This window comes from Domibacillus tundrae (assembly GCF_000970675.1).
Lineage (GTDB): Bacteria > Bacillota > Bacilli > Bacillales > Domibacillaceae > Domibacillus > Domibacillus tundrae.
In genome coordinates, this window is record NZ_LAJA01000002.1 from 1 (window position 1) to 15724 (window position 15724).

At 39.3% G+C, this 15724-nt stretch carries 11 protein-coding genes and 1 tRNA gene; 4 read left to right on the forward strand and 8 right to left on the reverse strand.

What is annotated here, in order from left to right; genetic code table 11:
- Positions 1–508: 508 nt before the first annotated feature.
- Positions 509–4306 (reverse strand): hypothetical protein, encoded by a 3798-nt coding sequence (locus tag VQ00_RS04465; protein WP_046178961.1) that lies wholly within the window; start codon positions 4304–4306, stop codon positions 509–511.
- A gap of 410 nt (positions 4307–4716) precedes the next feature.
- On the reverse strand, positions 4717–5775 hold the full coding sequence (locus tag VQ00_RS04470; protein WP_046178962.1) for a helix-turn-helix domain-containing protein: 1059 nt from the start codon (positions 5773–5775) through the stop codon (positions 4717–4719).
- Positions 5776–6202: 427 nt separating this feature from the next.
- Between VQ00_RS04470 and VQ00_RS04475 the strand changes: the two genes are divergently transcribed.
- A complete protein-coding gene (locus VQ00_RS04475; RefSeq protein WP_046178963.1) occupies positions 6203–7318 on the forward strand; it encodes a site-specific integrase in 1116 nt (371 codons plus the stop codon).
- Positions 7319–7448: 130 nt separating this feature from the next.
- On the opposite strand, the gene VQ00_RS18420 is transcribed toward VQ00_RS04475, so the two are convergent.
- The 3 genes from VQ00_RS18420 to VQ00_RS04490 form a co-directional block, all read right to left on the reverse strand.
- Positions 7449–7520, reverse strand: a tRNA-Val gene (locus VQ00_RS18420).
- 577 nt (positions 7521–8097) lie between these two features.
- A complete protein-coding gene (locus VQ00_RS04485; protein WP_046178965.1) occupies positions 8098–8697 on the reverse strand; it encodes a lytic transglycosylase domain-containing protein in 600 nt (199 codons plus the stop codon).
- Positions 8698–8896: 199 nt separating this feature from the next.
- Positions 8897–10399 (reverse strand): hypothetical protein, encoded by a 1503-nt coding sequence (locus tag VQ00_RS04490; RefSeq protein WP_046178966.1) that lies wholly within the window; start codon positions 10397–10399, stop codon positions 8897–8899.
- Positions 10400–10618: 219 nt separating this feature from the next.
- On the opposite strand from VQ00_RS04490, the gene VQ00_RS04495 reads away from it, so the two are divergent.
- The 3 genes from VQ00_RS04495 to VQ00_RS04505 are packed head-to-tail and all read left to right on the forward strand — an operon-like array spanning position 10619 to position 13262.
- On the forward strand, positions 10619–10972 hold the full coding sequence (locus VQ00_RS04495) for a DUF485 domain-containing protein (RefSeq protein WP_046178967.1): 354 nt from the start codon (positions 10619–10621) through the stop codon (positions 10970–10972).
- The gene (locus VQ00_RS04500) at positions 10969–12492 is read left to right on the forward strand and encodes a solute symporter family protein (RefSeq protein ID WP_046178968.1); all 1524 of its coding nucleotides are present in this window, start codon (positions 10969–10971) and stop codon (positions 12490–12492) included. Before VQ00_RS04495 ends, VQ00_RS04500 begins: the two co-directional genes overlap by 4 nt.
- A 17-nt stretch (positions 12493–12509) precedes the next feature.
- Entirely contained in the window at positions 12510–13262 is a 753-nt protein-coding gene (locus VQ00_RS04505) for a L,D-transpeptidase family protein (protein WP_082091464.1), read from the forward strand.
- Positions 13263–13272: 10 nt separating this feature from the next.
- On the opposite strand, the gene VQ00_RS04510 is transcribed toward VQ00_RS04505, so the two are convergent.
- The 3 genes from VQ00_RS04510 to VQ00_RS04520 all read right to left on the reverse strand — a co-directional run bounded on the left by VQ00_RS04510 (position 13273) and on the right by VQ00_RS04520 (position 15634).
- Positions 13273–14499, reverse strand: coding sequence for a PucR family transcriptional regulator (locus VQ00_RS04510; RefSeq protein WP_046178969.1), 1227 nt, complete (start codon positions 14497–14499; stop codon positions 13273–13275).
- A gap of 189 nt (positions 14500–14688) precedes the next feature.
- Positions 14689–14868 carry a hypothetical protein gene (locus VQ00_RS04515; RefSeq protein ID WP_046178970.1) on the reverse strand — a complete coding sequence of 60 codons (180 nt, stop codon included), beginning with the start codon at positions 14866–14868 and terminating at the stop codon, positions 14689–14691.
- Positions 14869–15037: 169 nt separating this feature from the next.
- Positions 15038–15634, reverse strand: coding sequence for an SCO family protein (locus VQ00_RS04520; protein WP_082091465.1), 597 nt, complete (start codon positions 15632–15634; stop codon positions 15038–15040).
- Positions 15635–15724: the final 90 nt, after the last annotated feature.

Here is a 15724-nt window from a genome sequence, read left to right on the forward strand (position 1 = left end):
AATTAATATTCTATATACAGTTATCTATTAATTCGCTAAAAATCATTTAAAGATTGTAAACAATATATCATATTTCCAAAAATTCTTTTCACTCAATGTTGGTAATTCCTTACACTTTTATTAATTATTTTACTCCTAGGTTTTTCTTTTTATAATTTTATGATATGTAACGAATACCCTACTCGATTGTAGACAAATAAAAACTCAAGTTAAATAACTTGAGTTTTTTTAAAATTTTATTAAAAAATGGAGAGATTATAATTAGTACCTTAGAATTTAATCCTACTCAAATTCCAACAAAACTACTAGCTGCAAATAGGAAATAGTGTGTATAGGTGCGTTGTTATAATATTTAAACGCACCACCGATCACCATTTCAGGTTATTTAGAAGAAAGGAACTAAGTACATAAGACAGAAATACAGATCTGGAAAGAAAAAGTCTTATCTAGTTGTCAATTATGACATTTTCAAGTTAATTGTTCTCTTCAGTTTCTATTTCCATTATTACTATTCAAAGCGCTCGTTTCGTTCTCTTTCTCGCTTCAACTCGTTATTTCGTTCCAAGCGTATTATTTCCTTAAATTCTATCTCTTCTTTTTCTGCCCAATCAGCGATTGATAAGTTTTCACATTTTTTTAAGATTGATATCAACCCCAAGCGTCTTTGTAGTTTCTCTGCTAATGACCCCGACCAGGATCTCGGCCAAAAGGAAGATTTGAATATATCTAAAATTAGCGTTGGTTCGTCAACGTTCTCAAGAATTCGTTTTGCTAAAGGAGTCCACTCTAAGGCATCCTCCTCATTTCTTTTTCGAAACGGGATGATCGCAGAAGCTAGGAATGGGTACCTGTTAGTTGGATCAGTCTTACACCAGTTAATAATTAAATCATTGTCAATTTGTAGAAAGGGATTTATATTCTTTAAAAAAAGACGTTTTGTCCTCTGATTAATGCTATTCTGTTCTAAAAGCTCATTTAGGAACATTATTGGCTGATTTCTGGCAAGAGCGTTTAATACGCCTTCCCAATCCATTACATTAACACTGTTGCTTTCTATAGATTTAAAAAGTTTTTTGTATAGAACTTGAGCATTAACTTTTGCAGATTCACCCATAAAACATTTGTCAGTAATATCCGTTAACTCATAACTTATCCTCCCTCCCTTATTTATTTCTCGCGTCAATTGACACTTTAATATTATCTCTTGTCCTACTATTTTTAAAATATCGCTAATTTTACCTTTCTCTGAATAAAAGCTAAGTCTCGTAGACAATATATCAACCGCAACTTCAATACCATCTGGATATGAAGCTATTGTGTTTATCAATTCTGATAATTCAGCGTCACTTATAGCCTCATGAATCCTACCGTAGTTTAAGTAGTTGTACTGCCATACTGGTGCTGCTCCGTATTGTAATGATCTTTTCAACCTCTCAATAGCTTGAATGTCGATCCGCACACCAGTTTGTAAGAAAGGAAACTCAGCAGAAAGTAAATCATTTTCAACGGCCTCGTCTAATATTTTTTCAACCAAACTTTCATTAATATTAAAAAGACCATTCAAAAATCCACGGAATACTTGGTATTTGCGTTTTGATTGTTCTACAGAAACCAATTGATCACACAAATCGCTCCACATTTTTTCTGGATTTTCACACCCTTCAGCCAGTCCTTGACCAAAAGCAAACAATTTTTGATTATCATTGCTTACTAGCTCTACTAAAGTCTCCTTAAAGATATCTTCCTTTAACCCAACTTCTTTACCGAGGGACCTAACTCTCTCTTCTAGTTGAAAATATTTACTTTCACCTTCAATATTGAGAGTCTCGATCAAGTTCAAAACGTTACTATTCAATAAAACATAAACTCTAACTTTTTCAACAAGAGAATCTGGTTTAAGGGCTCTACTTAAATCATTTAAACGACTAAGAGTTATTTCATCCATTCTTTTGGAGTCAAATCTTTTAGTTTCTTGAATTGCTATCCATCCTTCGCCCCAAGAGTTCTTAGTAGAAATAATTTTTGAAGCGGTCTCGAGTTGGTCGTACATACTTGCTTTTGTCCAAAGTCCTCTGAATTTTTTTGCCAACAGATTCTTAGCTTTTGGGGCTACCTTGTATTGTGATGTCGAGAGATTCACAGTATATTCTATAAATAATTGATACCAATCAGTTTCTTCTCTTTTATCTTTTGGAACAAATCCATAATCTCTTGAATGTGCACCGAATTCAAAACTTTCAAAAGAACTAAAATGCCATGACTCTAATGCTGCATCTAATAAGAAAAGACCTAATTCATTTTCTTTTTCACTATTTGATTCGGTCAAATTTTTAATTATACTTAGCCTTTGTTCAGCGGAGGCATGGGTACCTGACAGGTAAAGATAAAAAAGAGACTTAACTAACCTTCTTATAGGATTGTGATTCTCATTATTTTTTTCTGACAAAGCAAATCGGCAAAGTAATTCAGCAGAGCGAACAAACAAATTTTCATCGTATGCTAATGAACGAAGGATCCTCGTAAAAAAATTATAATTAATGTTATTACGCGAAAAGAAGATGTTTGTGTTCTCCCTCTTTGTTACTCTTTCAATTGAAGCAAGCGTTAAGTCTGGATTTAAGGGGGCGACGTTTTTAAGCAAATTGATGCCTAATTCATTTAAGTTACTTACATCTCCCAATAATCCATCTTCCTCAAGCCATTTTCTAGAAATCCCCACAGCTACTTCACTTTCGTGTAAATAGCTTAATCTTCTAGAAAAAGACTTTAAGAGCCTTTCAGAGCCACCTTTTTCAAATACATAGCAAATTCTTTCTACAGGTATATTTTCTAATGCTCTTTTTGCAAGTTTATTGGCTATTGCATGAGGCAAGACTGCCCTCCATAGGCTCCGTTTCTGCACTAGATCACGTCTCATTAACTCACTTACGTTCTCATAAACCTCTCTAGCTTCCATGCCAACTAATGAACCAAGAAGTCTTAATTCTATATCTGTATCTTCAGCCATTTGATTGTTAAAGGAGTATACAAGTGAACACGCTTCTGCAGCTCTTATTAGTGACTTATCATAATCATTCCTCTGTTGAAACAACCTGTTGAATAGTTCACTATCTTTCAATTCGGCTAAATTCTCTCCACGCTTAACCCTGCTGCTTAGCGCTATTGCAATTCGTGCGTTACCTCCTGAAAAATCGGCAATACTGCGGGCCCCTATTTCATTAATATAAGGAAAACGTGCTGATATAACTTTTTCGATCAATTCAGTTGAAGCTGGTTCTAAACGAATTACTTCAGTTTCTTCCGGCTGATCTTCCCGAACATCGTACTCTATTGTAATTAGCCTGACTTGACTCCCATTTGCCGCACATATAGAAGTTAAACGTCTGTGTAAACTTGGAGGACAATTATCTATAGCGAGAATTGCGGGCTTCTTAAGAGAAACTATACGTTCAGCAATATTGGTAGGATGCGGATTTGGACTGTCATTGATATCTGTGTAAAAAACTTGAGATTTATTTAACGGTTTTTCACCAATTCGCTCATCAAACAATGCTTGAAGAAATCTTGTTTTTCCAACCCCTGAAAGTCCAACCAAACGAATAGAAGATTTAGGCTTGTGAAGCATTGATCTCACTTCATTTATCCCATCAAGTGCAGAGAGGCCGTTCGATTTAGATTGGGGGTTATTATACAAACGAATATGTTTATCTAACATGTATTCTTCTTCCACACCATTAGGAGAAGCTGCCCAATTCCCATAAGGTCTCCACCCTTGAATTGGCTGTCCTATTTTGTCTCTTACCCAAAGAACAAGAGGTGGATGACTCCGAACCCATCCTGCAATTCTTTCACGGTCATAAAAGTCTAACTTAATATTTGTAGCATTAGGGTAATCCTCTAGTGCTTCTTGCATGGCTTTTTTCCTGTCTTTGAGTGCAGAGTCAGCAGTTGAGCCTTGACTACTCACAATAATATATGCGCCCTTAGCATCAGCTAAATCCTGTATAACTTGCCTAAGTTTCCCTGACGGTTTCATTTCACTAATTATTGCTGCTCGATTCATATCAGGTTTTTTTACTTGAAAACCCGTTTTTGACCTTGGAACATAGCCGTCATTTTGTAAAGCAGTTGAAAGGTCGACTCTAACATCAATACCACCATCTTTTGCATTTTGATGCCCGCCCCACGTAACACCTGCCGTTGGCAAATTCAATGAACGGAGATCGGCTTCGCAAAGAAGACCAATAAGCGATCTCAAATCGCTATCACTTAGTCTACTAATATCTTCCCCATAGATTTCAATCATAATAACCTAAGACCCCTTTATTGTTTAATTCAAATGATAAATTAAGCATAATTAATGATCAAAATTTCACAGTAATTATGATGTACTTATTCTTATTATAACTATTACTACGATAATTGAATGCACTAACTGTTTTTTATAACAAGAGTTTAAGACTGAATCATAACTTTAAGCCCTCGATTTCTTTAGAAATCGAGAAGACTTATACAGGATACTTATATTATTTCTTTAATATTACCTTATATTATTTATAGCTATGTTTTAACCTATCCATAGGTATAATTATAGCTATATAGTAGCTTTCTTTCTCTCTCCCCCTAGCTATTAAATTAACCCAGGGGGGATTAGAGTTTAACTTAGCTAAAATAAAAAAACTAACTCATTTACGAGTTAGTTTTTATCAATCCAGCTTAAAACTTTTGTAGATGACGTTCAGCTTCAAGCATTTTCAAACCGACTAAGAACCCTTTAGGATCGTCTCTTATGACCTTCCTTACAAGCGAAATATAATCTCCGTTCGATTCCTTCAATTTTTTAAATTCCTTGTAACTCTCGGTTTCGATACCAAAATAAGCATAAGGGTCGTCAAGAATGATTTCCTCACTTTCTTTCCACAACTCCTCCATACTTTTAGCTTGATAAAAAGCTTGCGCTTCTTGATACCAGAGTTCTAGGAATTCCTCATCTTCCTTTTCCCAACTCGATTCCTCCATCTCAACTATAATTGGAAGTTTATCGTATGGATTTTCAATTACTTTCTCAATTGGATGAAGAGACAGATCGTTGAATATTTCACTTCCAAAATGATCTGTCAGATGCTTATTCCAATCTATATTGATTTCCCTGTCAGTTGCAAGTTCAACGTGATAATTAAAAATATCCTTCAATAAGTAATATAGTTGATAATCATCACGCGCATGTGGATTTTTAAAAAGATAGGAAATGAACTTTCCATAAGCATCTTCCTCAGTTCCAATTAAGCTTTTAGGCTTTTCTACAATATCCAATACAGTGGAATACATTACGTCATATTGAATAATGCCTCTATAATTTTGAATAAGAACATTTACATAATAATGTGTAAACTCACTCATAATAATATAAGGATTGTAAGATAAATTTTGAACTTTGTAATGATTTGTTCCAAGATCGGCTCCACCAGCTTTCCAATTTATAAAACCTTTCTTACAAAGAGAATTTAAAGTACTTTTAATTGAAGCTGTGCTCTTTTTCCCTTGTCTAAAAGCTAGTGTCCCATGACTTGGAAAAGCATAGCCTCTTTCTCCCATTAATGAAAGTAAATCTATTAATAGGATTTTTTCGAAATCGGTCAATCGGTAACACCTTAAAATTTTCTGAGGAGTTACAACAAATCCCCTATTTGATACTAGCTTCAATTCCTTATCGTCTAAAGCAAAATCCGTCAGTTGTTTGGCTGTAAATATTGGTTCATCAAAATTTAATTTCATAATAATAATCCCCTTTAAAAGTTTTTTAACGTTCTAGTGTAGTTATACGTTCCCCTTAGACGAAAGTTAAGAAAGACCGCACCACTTTTTATAAAAAATTTCTTTGGTATTAAATTAGCCACCCTCACAAATTTCATATAAACTTTGATTTCATAGGCACTGGGGGGGTTGGGTTAATGAGTTCATATATATTTTTATTTGCTTTAAATCACAATTCTTGGCCTAGTGCATTGAAAAGCTTATAAAATAAAACTCGTCCTTAACTCCCTTTACCTATATTCGTATAAGTGTGAAGAGTAATTCTTTATACATTACGGAGGGGATTTACTATGAATTTTATTGTAAGCAGCACGGTTGTTTGCTACATTATCAATAGAGAAGCTTGTCATACCTTTAGAGGGCACCTCATGAAAAGGAGTTGTCAGCTATGGGTTATGTAAAGAAAGATGGTTCAAGCTGGTACTATACAGCAGAACTAGGCGTTGACCCTGTTACAGGGAAGCGTAAGCGTAAGAAACAGCGCGGTTTCAAAACAAAAAGAGATGCTGAAAAAGCTCTTGCTTTAGTAGAGGCTGATGTACTTAAGGGCACATACTTTGAGCAGTCTGACATTTTATTTAAGGATCATTTGGAAGACTGGTTTAAAACAAAGAAACACAGCATCAATTTCCAAACAGCAAAAACATACGACTCTTATATAAAGAATCGTATCGTTCCTAAGCTTGGATACGTCAAGCTAGCTCATCTAAGTCCGAAGCTTTTACAGGGATATGTAAATGATTTGATTGAGGATGGGCTGGCCAGCAGTACGATTAAAAAAGCGTACAATATAATCAAGTCTTCGTTGGATTATGCAGTTGATATGGAGCTGCTTTCAAGCAACCCTGTGAAGAAAATACAGCTGCCGAAGCCAAAAAAGGCGGAAATTACAGTATGGGAATTGCGAGAGGTCCAAGCTTTCTTGAAAGCCTCCACCTATCATCGATGGTACGCTGCTTTTCATTTAGCCATTACAACGGGAATGAGACGTGGGGAGATCTTAGGGCTTCGGTGGAAGGACGTTAACCTAGAAAAGGGTGTCTTGTATGTACAACAAACCCTTAGTAAGGACGGAAAACAGTTTCTAACGGGTGCTAAGACCGCTTCAGGGGTAAGAAGCATTAAGCTTTCTAATGAGACGGTAGTGGTCTTAAGAAAGCATAAAGCGACAGTTGCAAAAGAGAAATTACAGATCGGTCCTTTATATCAGGATTACGATTTAGTTATTTGCACAGAGGCAGGGACTCCCGTGAATCCCGAAAACTTGAAAAAGTCCTACAGCCGACTAATTCAAGCAGCGGGTGTTCCAAAGATCCGCTTCCACGATCTGCGTCATACTCATGCTACTATGCTTCTATCGCAGGGTGTAAATGCAAAAGTAATTTCTGAAAGGCTGGGTCATAGTAATATCAAAACGACTCTGGACATTTACTCCCATGTACTTCCTAATATGCAGGAAGAGGCTGCAAATCAAATTGATGTCCTGTTCTCAAAATCAAAATGAACCGCTTCGGCACCAATATGGCACCAAACCCGCTTTTTAGGATCATAAAACAAAAAAGACTACCTCAGAAGAAGTAGTCTTGTCCGCTTAAGCCCTTGCTATATAAGGGTTTAAGCTATTGAAACATTGATGATTCCTACTGGGTTCGAACCAGCGACCTCTACCCTGTCAAGGTAGCGCTCTCACTCGCCAGATGATAATCGTGCCCATTCTGCTTAGTCCTTCCCCAGTTTTTATTTAACCTTCAAGCCTTATAGCTGCTACTATTTCTTATTAAAGTGAAAGATCATCCAGGTAGCAGTGCATGTCTTAGGATCGGTCCAGTTTCGTATATTCTCCTTAACAACCAGTTGAATGAGCAACAGAAATGGCAGGCTCAAGCTTTTGTCTATCATTGGAACAGATTTCAAAAAATTTCTACTCCTAAATATGAGGATGGTGTGAACGAAAACTAGCTCATGCCCTCAGAATTACGCCTATTTATCACCGGAGCAAAAGAGTTTGAAACCATTAGCCAACTACAGTTTAATCCTTCTCCTGGCGTACACAGGGCTCCATAGAGGCGAAGCCCTTGGACTTACCAATACCCTTGATTCAAAAAAGAAAAGAGTCTCCGTAAAGCGGACAAGAGACTCTTACGGGGCCCATTCGCCCAAAAAGAAAAATAGTTATCGAATGGTCTTAGAGGACGATATTATTTTTCAGCAGAAGGTTTTTATAAGATACCGACTACTATAATAAAAAAGAACAATAAAATCCGCCGGGTTTCCGGCGGATTTTTATTGTTCCTGTTTCGTGTACTCGTCTACATAATATAAGATATCAGCCACATATTGATCGCTTTTGTTATACGCAAAAATCGCCCGTTCAACGTCGCCGTCCGCTGCGCCATTTTCGCTTAAATAATGAGCTGCACTGTAAATGGCATCTTCTGCATTAAATGGGTCTGATTTGCCGTCTTTGTTCCCATCTACACCGTATCCTCCGTATTTTGCGATAACGTTTGGATCTGTTTTTTCCGCTTCAGGAATATTACCTTCACCGAGACCGCTGCAGGTCGGGTGTTCCCATCCAACAAATGTGCATGGCATAAACTGCATCGGCCCTTCTGCACCAACTGGAGAAATCATCGGGTCCATCGTGGAGAATTTTGTTTCTACCCTGTGATGCGCCGCCAGAAGCTCCCATTGAATTCCGTATTCTGCTGCTGCAGCTTTATAAATGGGAATATATTCTTCAGGAATCGATTTAGACTGCAGAAATTTTGGCGTTTTGTCCGTCATTGAAAAAACAGCCAATAAGAGAATGGCGGCAAGTAAAAACGGGACCGCCAGACAGCCATATGCCCGCTTTTTCAGTTTTCTTCTTTTTTTTGCCATGATGTTTTTAACTCCTTTAATGCTCTTGCTTAACCCATCATAGAAAAGACGGAACGAAACTTCAAGCAAAATAAATCCCCAATGAGAAACTTCGGGGATTTATGATCATTAGTATGTATCCATTGCAAAATGATATAGTTGTACTGTCACATTTCTTATTGAGATACCTTTAATGACGTACCAAAAGAAAAGAGCTCTATTAAGCGATAGGACTCTCGGCAAGCACTTCCTCGGCACCCAGCTGTTTTAAACCCGGCGTTTTGGAAGCGGATTCCGCCGCTTTCTCGCGCAGTTTCAGCTCTTCGCTTTTCATTTCGGCTAAAGATTTTGATGCTTCTGCTTCTTTTTTTCTGAGCCGGTCGCTTTCAAACTGCCATCCGTTTACGGTTGTACGTGCGGCCGTTAACTCCGCAATTAAATCGGCTTCATAATACGGATACTTTTCCATTACTTCATCTGCCATTTTTTCATACGATGCTTGAAGTTTTTTCTCCAATGTATTTTTTTCCGTTTGGAAGTACGTATTTGACAGCCACGCCCCGGTCGCTTTTAAGACGCCCTTTTTTAACTTGTTTGTTTCCATTTTGGTCGTCACCCGTGTTAATTTTTCTCTTAATCGTGTATTTGACACACTGACATCTCCGAGAAACGGACGCGCACCGTCTGTTTTTAACAGCACAATCAGACGCTCACGCAAATTATGATAAACAACTCGCGCACGTTCTTCCGCACTTTCCGCTAAAGCAAGCTCTTGCTTAATTTGAAGAATGTTTGTTTCTTCTTTTTGCTGGTCCATTTTCAGTTCATTTATTTGTCTAAGCAGCAGCAGGTAAGCAGATTCTCTCGTCATCCATTCAGATGACAAAATCGATTCATCAACAGCTTGAGCACTTTCATCCGGCATATACAAAACCATCATAGCTGCTGGCAGCGACCAGCTTCCCGACAATAACGTTTTAATCGCCGCATCTGCTGTAAATAAAGCATCGGGGTGAAGAATCCATAATTCCTTCGGCAATCCCGGCGGCACATCTTTTTGAATAGGCGGCAAAATAGCGCCATACATGGCGAGGCCTGACCGAGTGCCCATTTCAAAGAGAAGTGAAGCTGTACCTATGTCTGCAATGATAGCGTCAAATGAGGCATCGCGGCTTATTTTCAAGTGTTCAAAAATTTGCACTTTTTTATAATCTGGAAGCTGTTCCCAATAGCGCCGAATGTTTTCTTGCAGCGGTTCTTTTTCCTCATCCGCTTTTTCATTTTTTAAAAACCGTTCCAGCAGCTTTACATATTCATAATGAAGCATAAACTCCAATTTATTTGACAGAAGAGACGCTTCAAATTGTTCTTCAATTGATTTATCCTTTTTCGCTTTTTTTTCAAACCACTTATTGTCAATCTCTGCCGCACGTGCCGTCACTTTTTCTTTTTCATTTAAGCGCGAGGCCGGCAATTTCAACAATTTAGACAAAGCCATGAATACATCAAGCTGCAGCACTTGATCCGAAACGTTATTGCGCTTTTTCATTTCATCCGCAATTGCTTTAAAGTAAGGGACAGCCTCTTCTTTTGAAAAACGGCTTTTCGCTTTCAATGCAAGCAATTCTTTTGCTTGAATTGAATAGAGGATAGCGTGAATAATCCGGAGTCTCGCACCTGTTACATTTGAGACAGCCACTCCAACCGATTTTATTTCTGTCATGTCGATCCGCTCCATTTACTGTCTTTTTTCTGATTGTACACGAAAAAGAATGGAAAGAAAATGAAAGACTATTTTTCTGACCGATTAGTCTTTTTTTCATAAAAAGTTCACTTTTTTGTCGAAAACAGTTGCTAATTTAAGATTGTTTTCTTAGAATGAAGATACAATTCTTGATTGAAAGCGATTACAGAATTGATTACGGCCTAGGGGAGGGCTATTATGGAACAGAAAATGGAACGTGTCGTACCTCAGCAACCGAAGCATGATTATGAAACTATTGCTTCCAGTCCGGAGTTTAAATCGCTGGTCAGAAAGAAAAACAAGTTTTTGCTGCCTGTTACCGTCTTTTTCTTATTGTTTTACTTTTCTCTGCCGCTCTTGACTTCATTTTCGACTGTGCTAAACAGACCAGCTATTGGTGACATCTCATGGGTATGGCTATTTGCCTTGGCACAGTTTATTATGACGTGGACGCTTTGCATGATTTATGTGAAAAAAGCAAACGGATTTGATTCTGATGCAGACAAAATTTTGACGCAGCATAATAAATTGGAAGGGCGTGACCGTATATGAGCGTTCTTGGACTCTTTTTCTTCGTCGCGATTGTGGGATTAACACTTTTTGTTACATATCTTGCTTCAAAGCGGACAAACTCAGCCAGTGAATTTTATACTGCTGGCGGCGGACTGACCGGTTGGCAAAACGGGATCGCCATTGCGGGTGACTATTTGTCCGCTGCTTCTTTCCTTGGAATTGCGGGCGCCATCGCGCTAAACGGATTTGATGGGTTTTTCTACAGCATTGGCTATCTCGTTGCCTACCTTGTCGTGTTGTATATTGTCGCTGAACCGCTCCGCAACTTAGGGAAATATACGCTTGCTGACATGATTACCGCACGTTTTAATCAGCAAAAAATTCGTGGAACCGCCGCCGTCAGCACATTAACAATCGTTTTATTTTACATGATCGCCCAGCTTGTTGGGGCCGGTGCATTAATTCAACTGCTGCTCGGCATTGATTACTGGATCGCCGTTTTACTTGTAGGAATTATGATGACTACCTATGTTTTGTGGGGCGGGATGGCTGCCACCAGCTGGGTACAAATTATTAAAGCTGTTCTATTAATGATTGGAACGATTGTTATTTCATTCCTTGTTTTAATGAAATTTGATTTTAATATTTTAAAAATGTTCAGCGATATGAAATCTGTTACACCTGCTGGCGATGCGTATTTAAATCCTGGCGTAAAATATACAAATGGCATTGATACGATGTCGATGATGATCGCTCTTGTATTCGGAACAGCCGGTCTTCCTCACATTCTTATGCGCTTCTTTACCGTAAAAGATGCGAAAACAGCTCGCAGTTCTGTTGTTTATGCGACCTGGATTGTCGGGGTCTTTTATATTTTAACGATTTTCCTTGGCTTTGGTGCCGCTGCTTTTGTCGGGTCAGAAGACATTGTCGCTGCAAACGCAGCCGGGAACATGGCTGCCCCGCTTCTCGCTCAAGCACTTGGCGGTGACTTGCTAATGTCATTTGTATCCGCTGTTGCCTTTGCCACCATTTTAGCTGTCGTAGCCGGTCTCGTCTTATCGGGTGCATCCGCTTTTGCCCATGATATTTATGGACAAATTATTAAAAAAGGAAATGTAACAGAAAAGGAACAAATGAAAGCAGCCCGCTTCGCTTCCATTGGTGTATCTGTCATCTCAATCATTTTGGCTCTAGGTGCACAGTCGATGAATGTTGCCTTTCTCGTATCGCTTGCATTTTGTATCGCAGCAAGCGCCAACTTGCCCGTCATCATTTACACGATTTACTGGAAGCGCTTTAATACAACCGGCGCACTTGCTGCGATGGTGACAGGCCTTGTCACCGCTCTTGTTCTCGTTGCATTGAGCCCGAATATTTGGAGCCCTGAAGGCACTGCAATTTTAACAGGAACAGCTCTATTCCCATTAACAAATCCAGCAATCATTTCCGTACCAGCCGGCTTCATTGCAGGATACGTCGGATCTATCGTTTCTGCAAAAGCAGATGAACGCAAGTATGCAGAGGTAACGGTGAAAGCCAATACTGGGTTAAAATAAACGAAGGAGCAGACGGAATGGTCCGTCTGCTTTTTTATTTTATAGAAAAGGAGATTATTCATTTGCGTAAAGCACTTGCAGTAAGTTTATGTATTCTTCTGGCAGCCGTACTCATTCCGGCACCTTCACAAGCAGCAGCGGATCCATATGCAGCAGCTCTCTTACATGTAAAAGACAGTAAACAAGTAATTCTTGCAGAAGGAAGCACAAAATCAGTCAAAGCAACAATCCGGCTTTACGAAAAAAATGGAAGCAGCTGGCAGCTAAAACGTGTTTCTCCTGCTGTAACCGGCAAAAGCGGGCTTTCATTTAACAAAAAAGAAGGCGACGGCGCGACGCCCACAGGCATGTACGAAATTGGCCGAATGTTTGGCTACGAAAAAAAACCGGCTGGTGTCCGCACGAGCTATACGGTCACAAACCGGTTTCATTATTGGGTCGATGATCCAAATTCCGTTGATTACAACAAATGGATTTATTACCGCGGCAATCCTTCATCACGCTGGAAATCGTTCGAACGCCTTAATCATGAATTGTATAAGCATGCCATTGTCATCCGCTACAACGAAAACCCGATTGTAAAAAATGCGGGCAGCGCCATTTTTCTTCACCGCTGGCGTACAGGATCTACACCGACGGCCGGCTGCCTCGCACTGAGCGAATCTCATTTAATCGTTTTAATGAAATGGCTGGACCCAGATAAGTCACCGAAAATTGTCATTGGTACACCAGACTCCATTCAGTCTGATCTAACCAATTCACCCACCTAAATACGTTCGATTATAATAAAGAATGGTCCATATGCCGGATCAATAAATCGATATACAAAATTGTTTTTTCGTTCATGTCTTTGCTGTTAAAACCGGTAATTTCGCTAATTCGCTTGAGCCGATAAGCGAGTGTATTCGGATGTACATGCATGACCCGGGCCGCATCGTTTACATTACCGTCATGAGCCAGAAATGTATAAATCGACTCAAGCATGTTTGCATTATGCGTCTCGTCGTACGCATTAAGTGCGTCAATAACGGCGTTTCTTTTGCCTAAACGGATGGCACGGAATTGTTCGATCGATTGGAAGATGCCCAGTTTGTCAAAGCAATGAGGCAGTATGATCGTGGAAAAAAGCTGCTTCATTCTAAAAACACGAAGCGTTTCCTGATAGCTGTCCTGCACATGCAGCGGATTTTGAACGGCTGTACCAGCGGCGCCCGCCGGTGAAATGCCGAGTCGTTCTGCTGATTTGGCAATAAAATCGTCAATGTAGCTGCTGACTGCGTCCAAGTCGTCCGTTTCTTTAAAGCGGATCAGCATAACGAGCTGCTCACCATCATATGTCCGGGCAATGCATGACAGCTGTTGAAGCGTTTCAGCCAAATAATCAATTTGCCGTTCAAGCGTCCGGTCAATCGGACGGCCAAAATCAAAAAGAATCACTAACAAGCTTCCGGTTAACGACAGGCCATACGTTTTATTCGCTTGCTCTACTTCATTACGGGTTGTAAAATGACCAGTTAATAGTTTCCAGAAAAATTCCTGATGGCTTTCCTCGGCGGCGCGTTTTCGCTTTTCATGCTGCAGCAGCTGATTTTTCACTGCTTTTGCTGCTTCTTTTAAAATCGTCATCTGTTCACCTGAAAAATGCGCACCAGACTGCGCCCAAATAAAACCGATCACTTTATCTTGTTTTCGGACAGAGATGGCGACGCGCTCACCGAGAGACACTTGATCAATCGCCGGAATGATAACGGGCTCTTCTGTTTCAAAAAGTGTTGGAATAGCACCGCTTTTCCATAAGCTGTTAATCACGTGCTCCGGCACTCTCCGTCTCATGATCGTCGCAATCCGAACCGGATCAATTTCTCCCTCATGACGGCTGTAGGCGATAATTTGGTGATTGGCATCTTCAATTGTAATCGGGCAAAGAAGCGCCTCGCTAATTCGGTCCGCCAGCATTTCGATTGATTCATATTCATGGGCAAAATAATGTGATTTATCGTTCGACATATCGTTCCTCCGGTGCAATAGGTTACGTTTATTATAATCGCCGATTGATCACTTGTAAAAAAAAATCAGGAAAAGCGGGCTCCATTGAACGGAACCCGCTTATTGATGCAGCATTTGACTTTTATCGGTGAAGGAACTTCTCGAAAGATAGACTCAAAATAGAAGGATTTTTGACTTAAGAATGAGGGATTAGTATTTTCTCGAACCGCATTTCGGGCAAATATAGACATCTTCCGCATCAAAAATGGATCCACACTTTGTCTGTTCGAGCACAACCATGGCACTTCGGAGTTCCGCCCTCTGCCCTTCCCATCCACACTCACATTTGACGCTGCTTGTTGAGCCGAATTTGTACATTCCATAGTTCATATTTATTCACCTCTTATTTAGATTATTCAGATAATTGTCTGTATATTCATTTTACACATTAATCCATTATCCTGCAACAGAATTTATATTAATTTTTTGTTAATTACAGAAAAGTCAAGACTTGTTTTATGAAAAAAACTCCAGATTTTCATCCGGAGCCGCCTTTATGTTACTGCGCTGATAATTGCTTTACATCTTGAACAATTTCATCAAATGGAACTTCTTCGCTTCCCTGTTTATTTCCCTGATAGCTTTTAACGACTTTCCCTTCTTGATCGACTAAATAAAAGCTTGTTCCATGCACAAATTGATCCGAATTCGGGTCTGGAATTGCGACCGCTTGAAAGCTTTTCTCCGCGAACGTGCCGATCTCCTCTTCTGTATAGCCTGTTAATAGCTGCCAGTTGGATTCATCCGCTTCATAGTGGGAAATATATTCTTTCAATGCTTCCGGTGTATCACGTGCCGGATCTATACTAAATGAAACAATTTCGTAATTTTCTACCCCCTCTTCATTCAGCATATCCTGCACGTCGCTCATGTTCCGTGTCATCGGCGGACAAACCGTTGTGCAGCTTGTAAATATAAAGTTCGCCAGCCATACTTTTCCTTCCAGATCGGCTAAGCTGACCTCTTCACCGTTTTGGTTCGCATTTGTAAAGTTTTGGACTTCTACATCCATATTACCTTGAAAATCTCTATTGCTGCATGCAGATAACATAATCAGGATCGCCGCTGCGATAAAAATAGATCGAAATGATATCAAAAAAATCCCTCCAAACCGCTTTTATATCTTTATGGTAGAGGAAACCGGCTCATTTCTCAACATTCTTCTTTTGGTTATCATGAATACTTT

Bases quoted from the DNA above. Each gene is read 5' to 3' on its own strand.
- VQ00_RS04490 (WP_046178966.1), bottom strand. From the start codon at position 10,399: ATGACAGAAATAAAATCGGTTGGAGTGGCTGTCTCAAATGTAACAGGT.
- VQ00_RS04500 (WP_046178968.1), top strand. From the start codon at position 10,969: ATGAGCGTTCTTGGACTCTTTTTCTTCGTCGCGATTGTGGGATTAACA.
- VQ00_RS04510 (WP_046178969.1), bottom strand. From the start codon at position 14,499: ATGTCGAACGATAAATCACATTATTTTGCCCATGAATATGAATCAATC.
- VQ00_RS04505 (WP_082091464.1), top strand. From the start codon at position 12,510: ATGGTCCGTCTGCTTTTTTATTTTATAGAAAAGGAGATTATTCATTTG.
- VQ00_RS04495 (WP_046178967.1), top strand. From the start codon at position 10,619: ATGGAACAGAAAATGGAACGTGTCGTACCTCAGCAACCGAAGCATGAT.
- VQ00_RS04465 (WP_046178961.1), bottom strand. From the start codon at position 4,306: ATGATTGAAATCTATGGGGAAGATATTAGTAGACTAAGTGATAGCGAT.
- VQ00_RS04475 (WP_046178963.1), top strand. From the start codon at position 6,203: ATGGGTTATGTAAAGAAAGATGGTTCAAGCTGGTACTATACAGCAGAA.
- VQ00_RS04485 (WP_046178965.1), bottom strand. From the start codon at position 8,697: ATGGCAAAAAAAAGAAGAAAACTGAAAAAGCGGGCATATGGCTGTCTG.
- VQ00_RS04470 (WP_046178962.1), bottom strand. From the start codon at position 5,775: ATGAAATTAAATTTTGATGAACCAATATTTACAGCCAAACAACTGACG.
- VQ00_RS04515 (WP_046178970.1), bottom strand. From the start codon at position 14,868: ATGAACTATGGAATGTACAAATTCGGCTCAACAAGCAGCGTCAAATGT.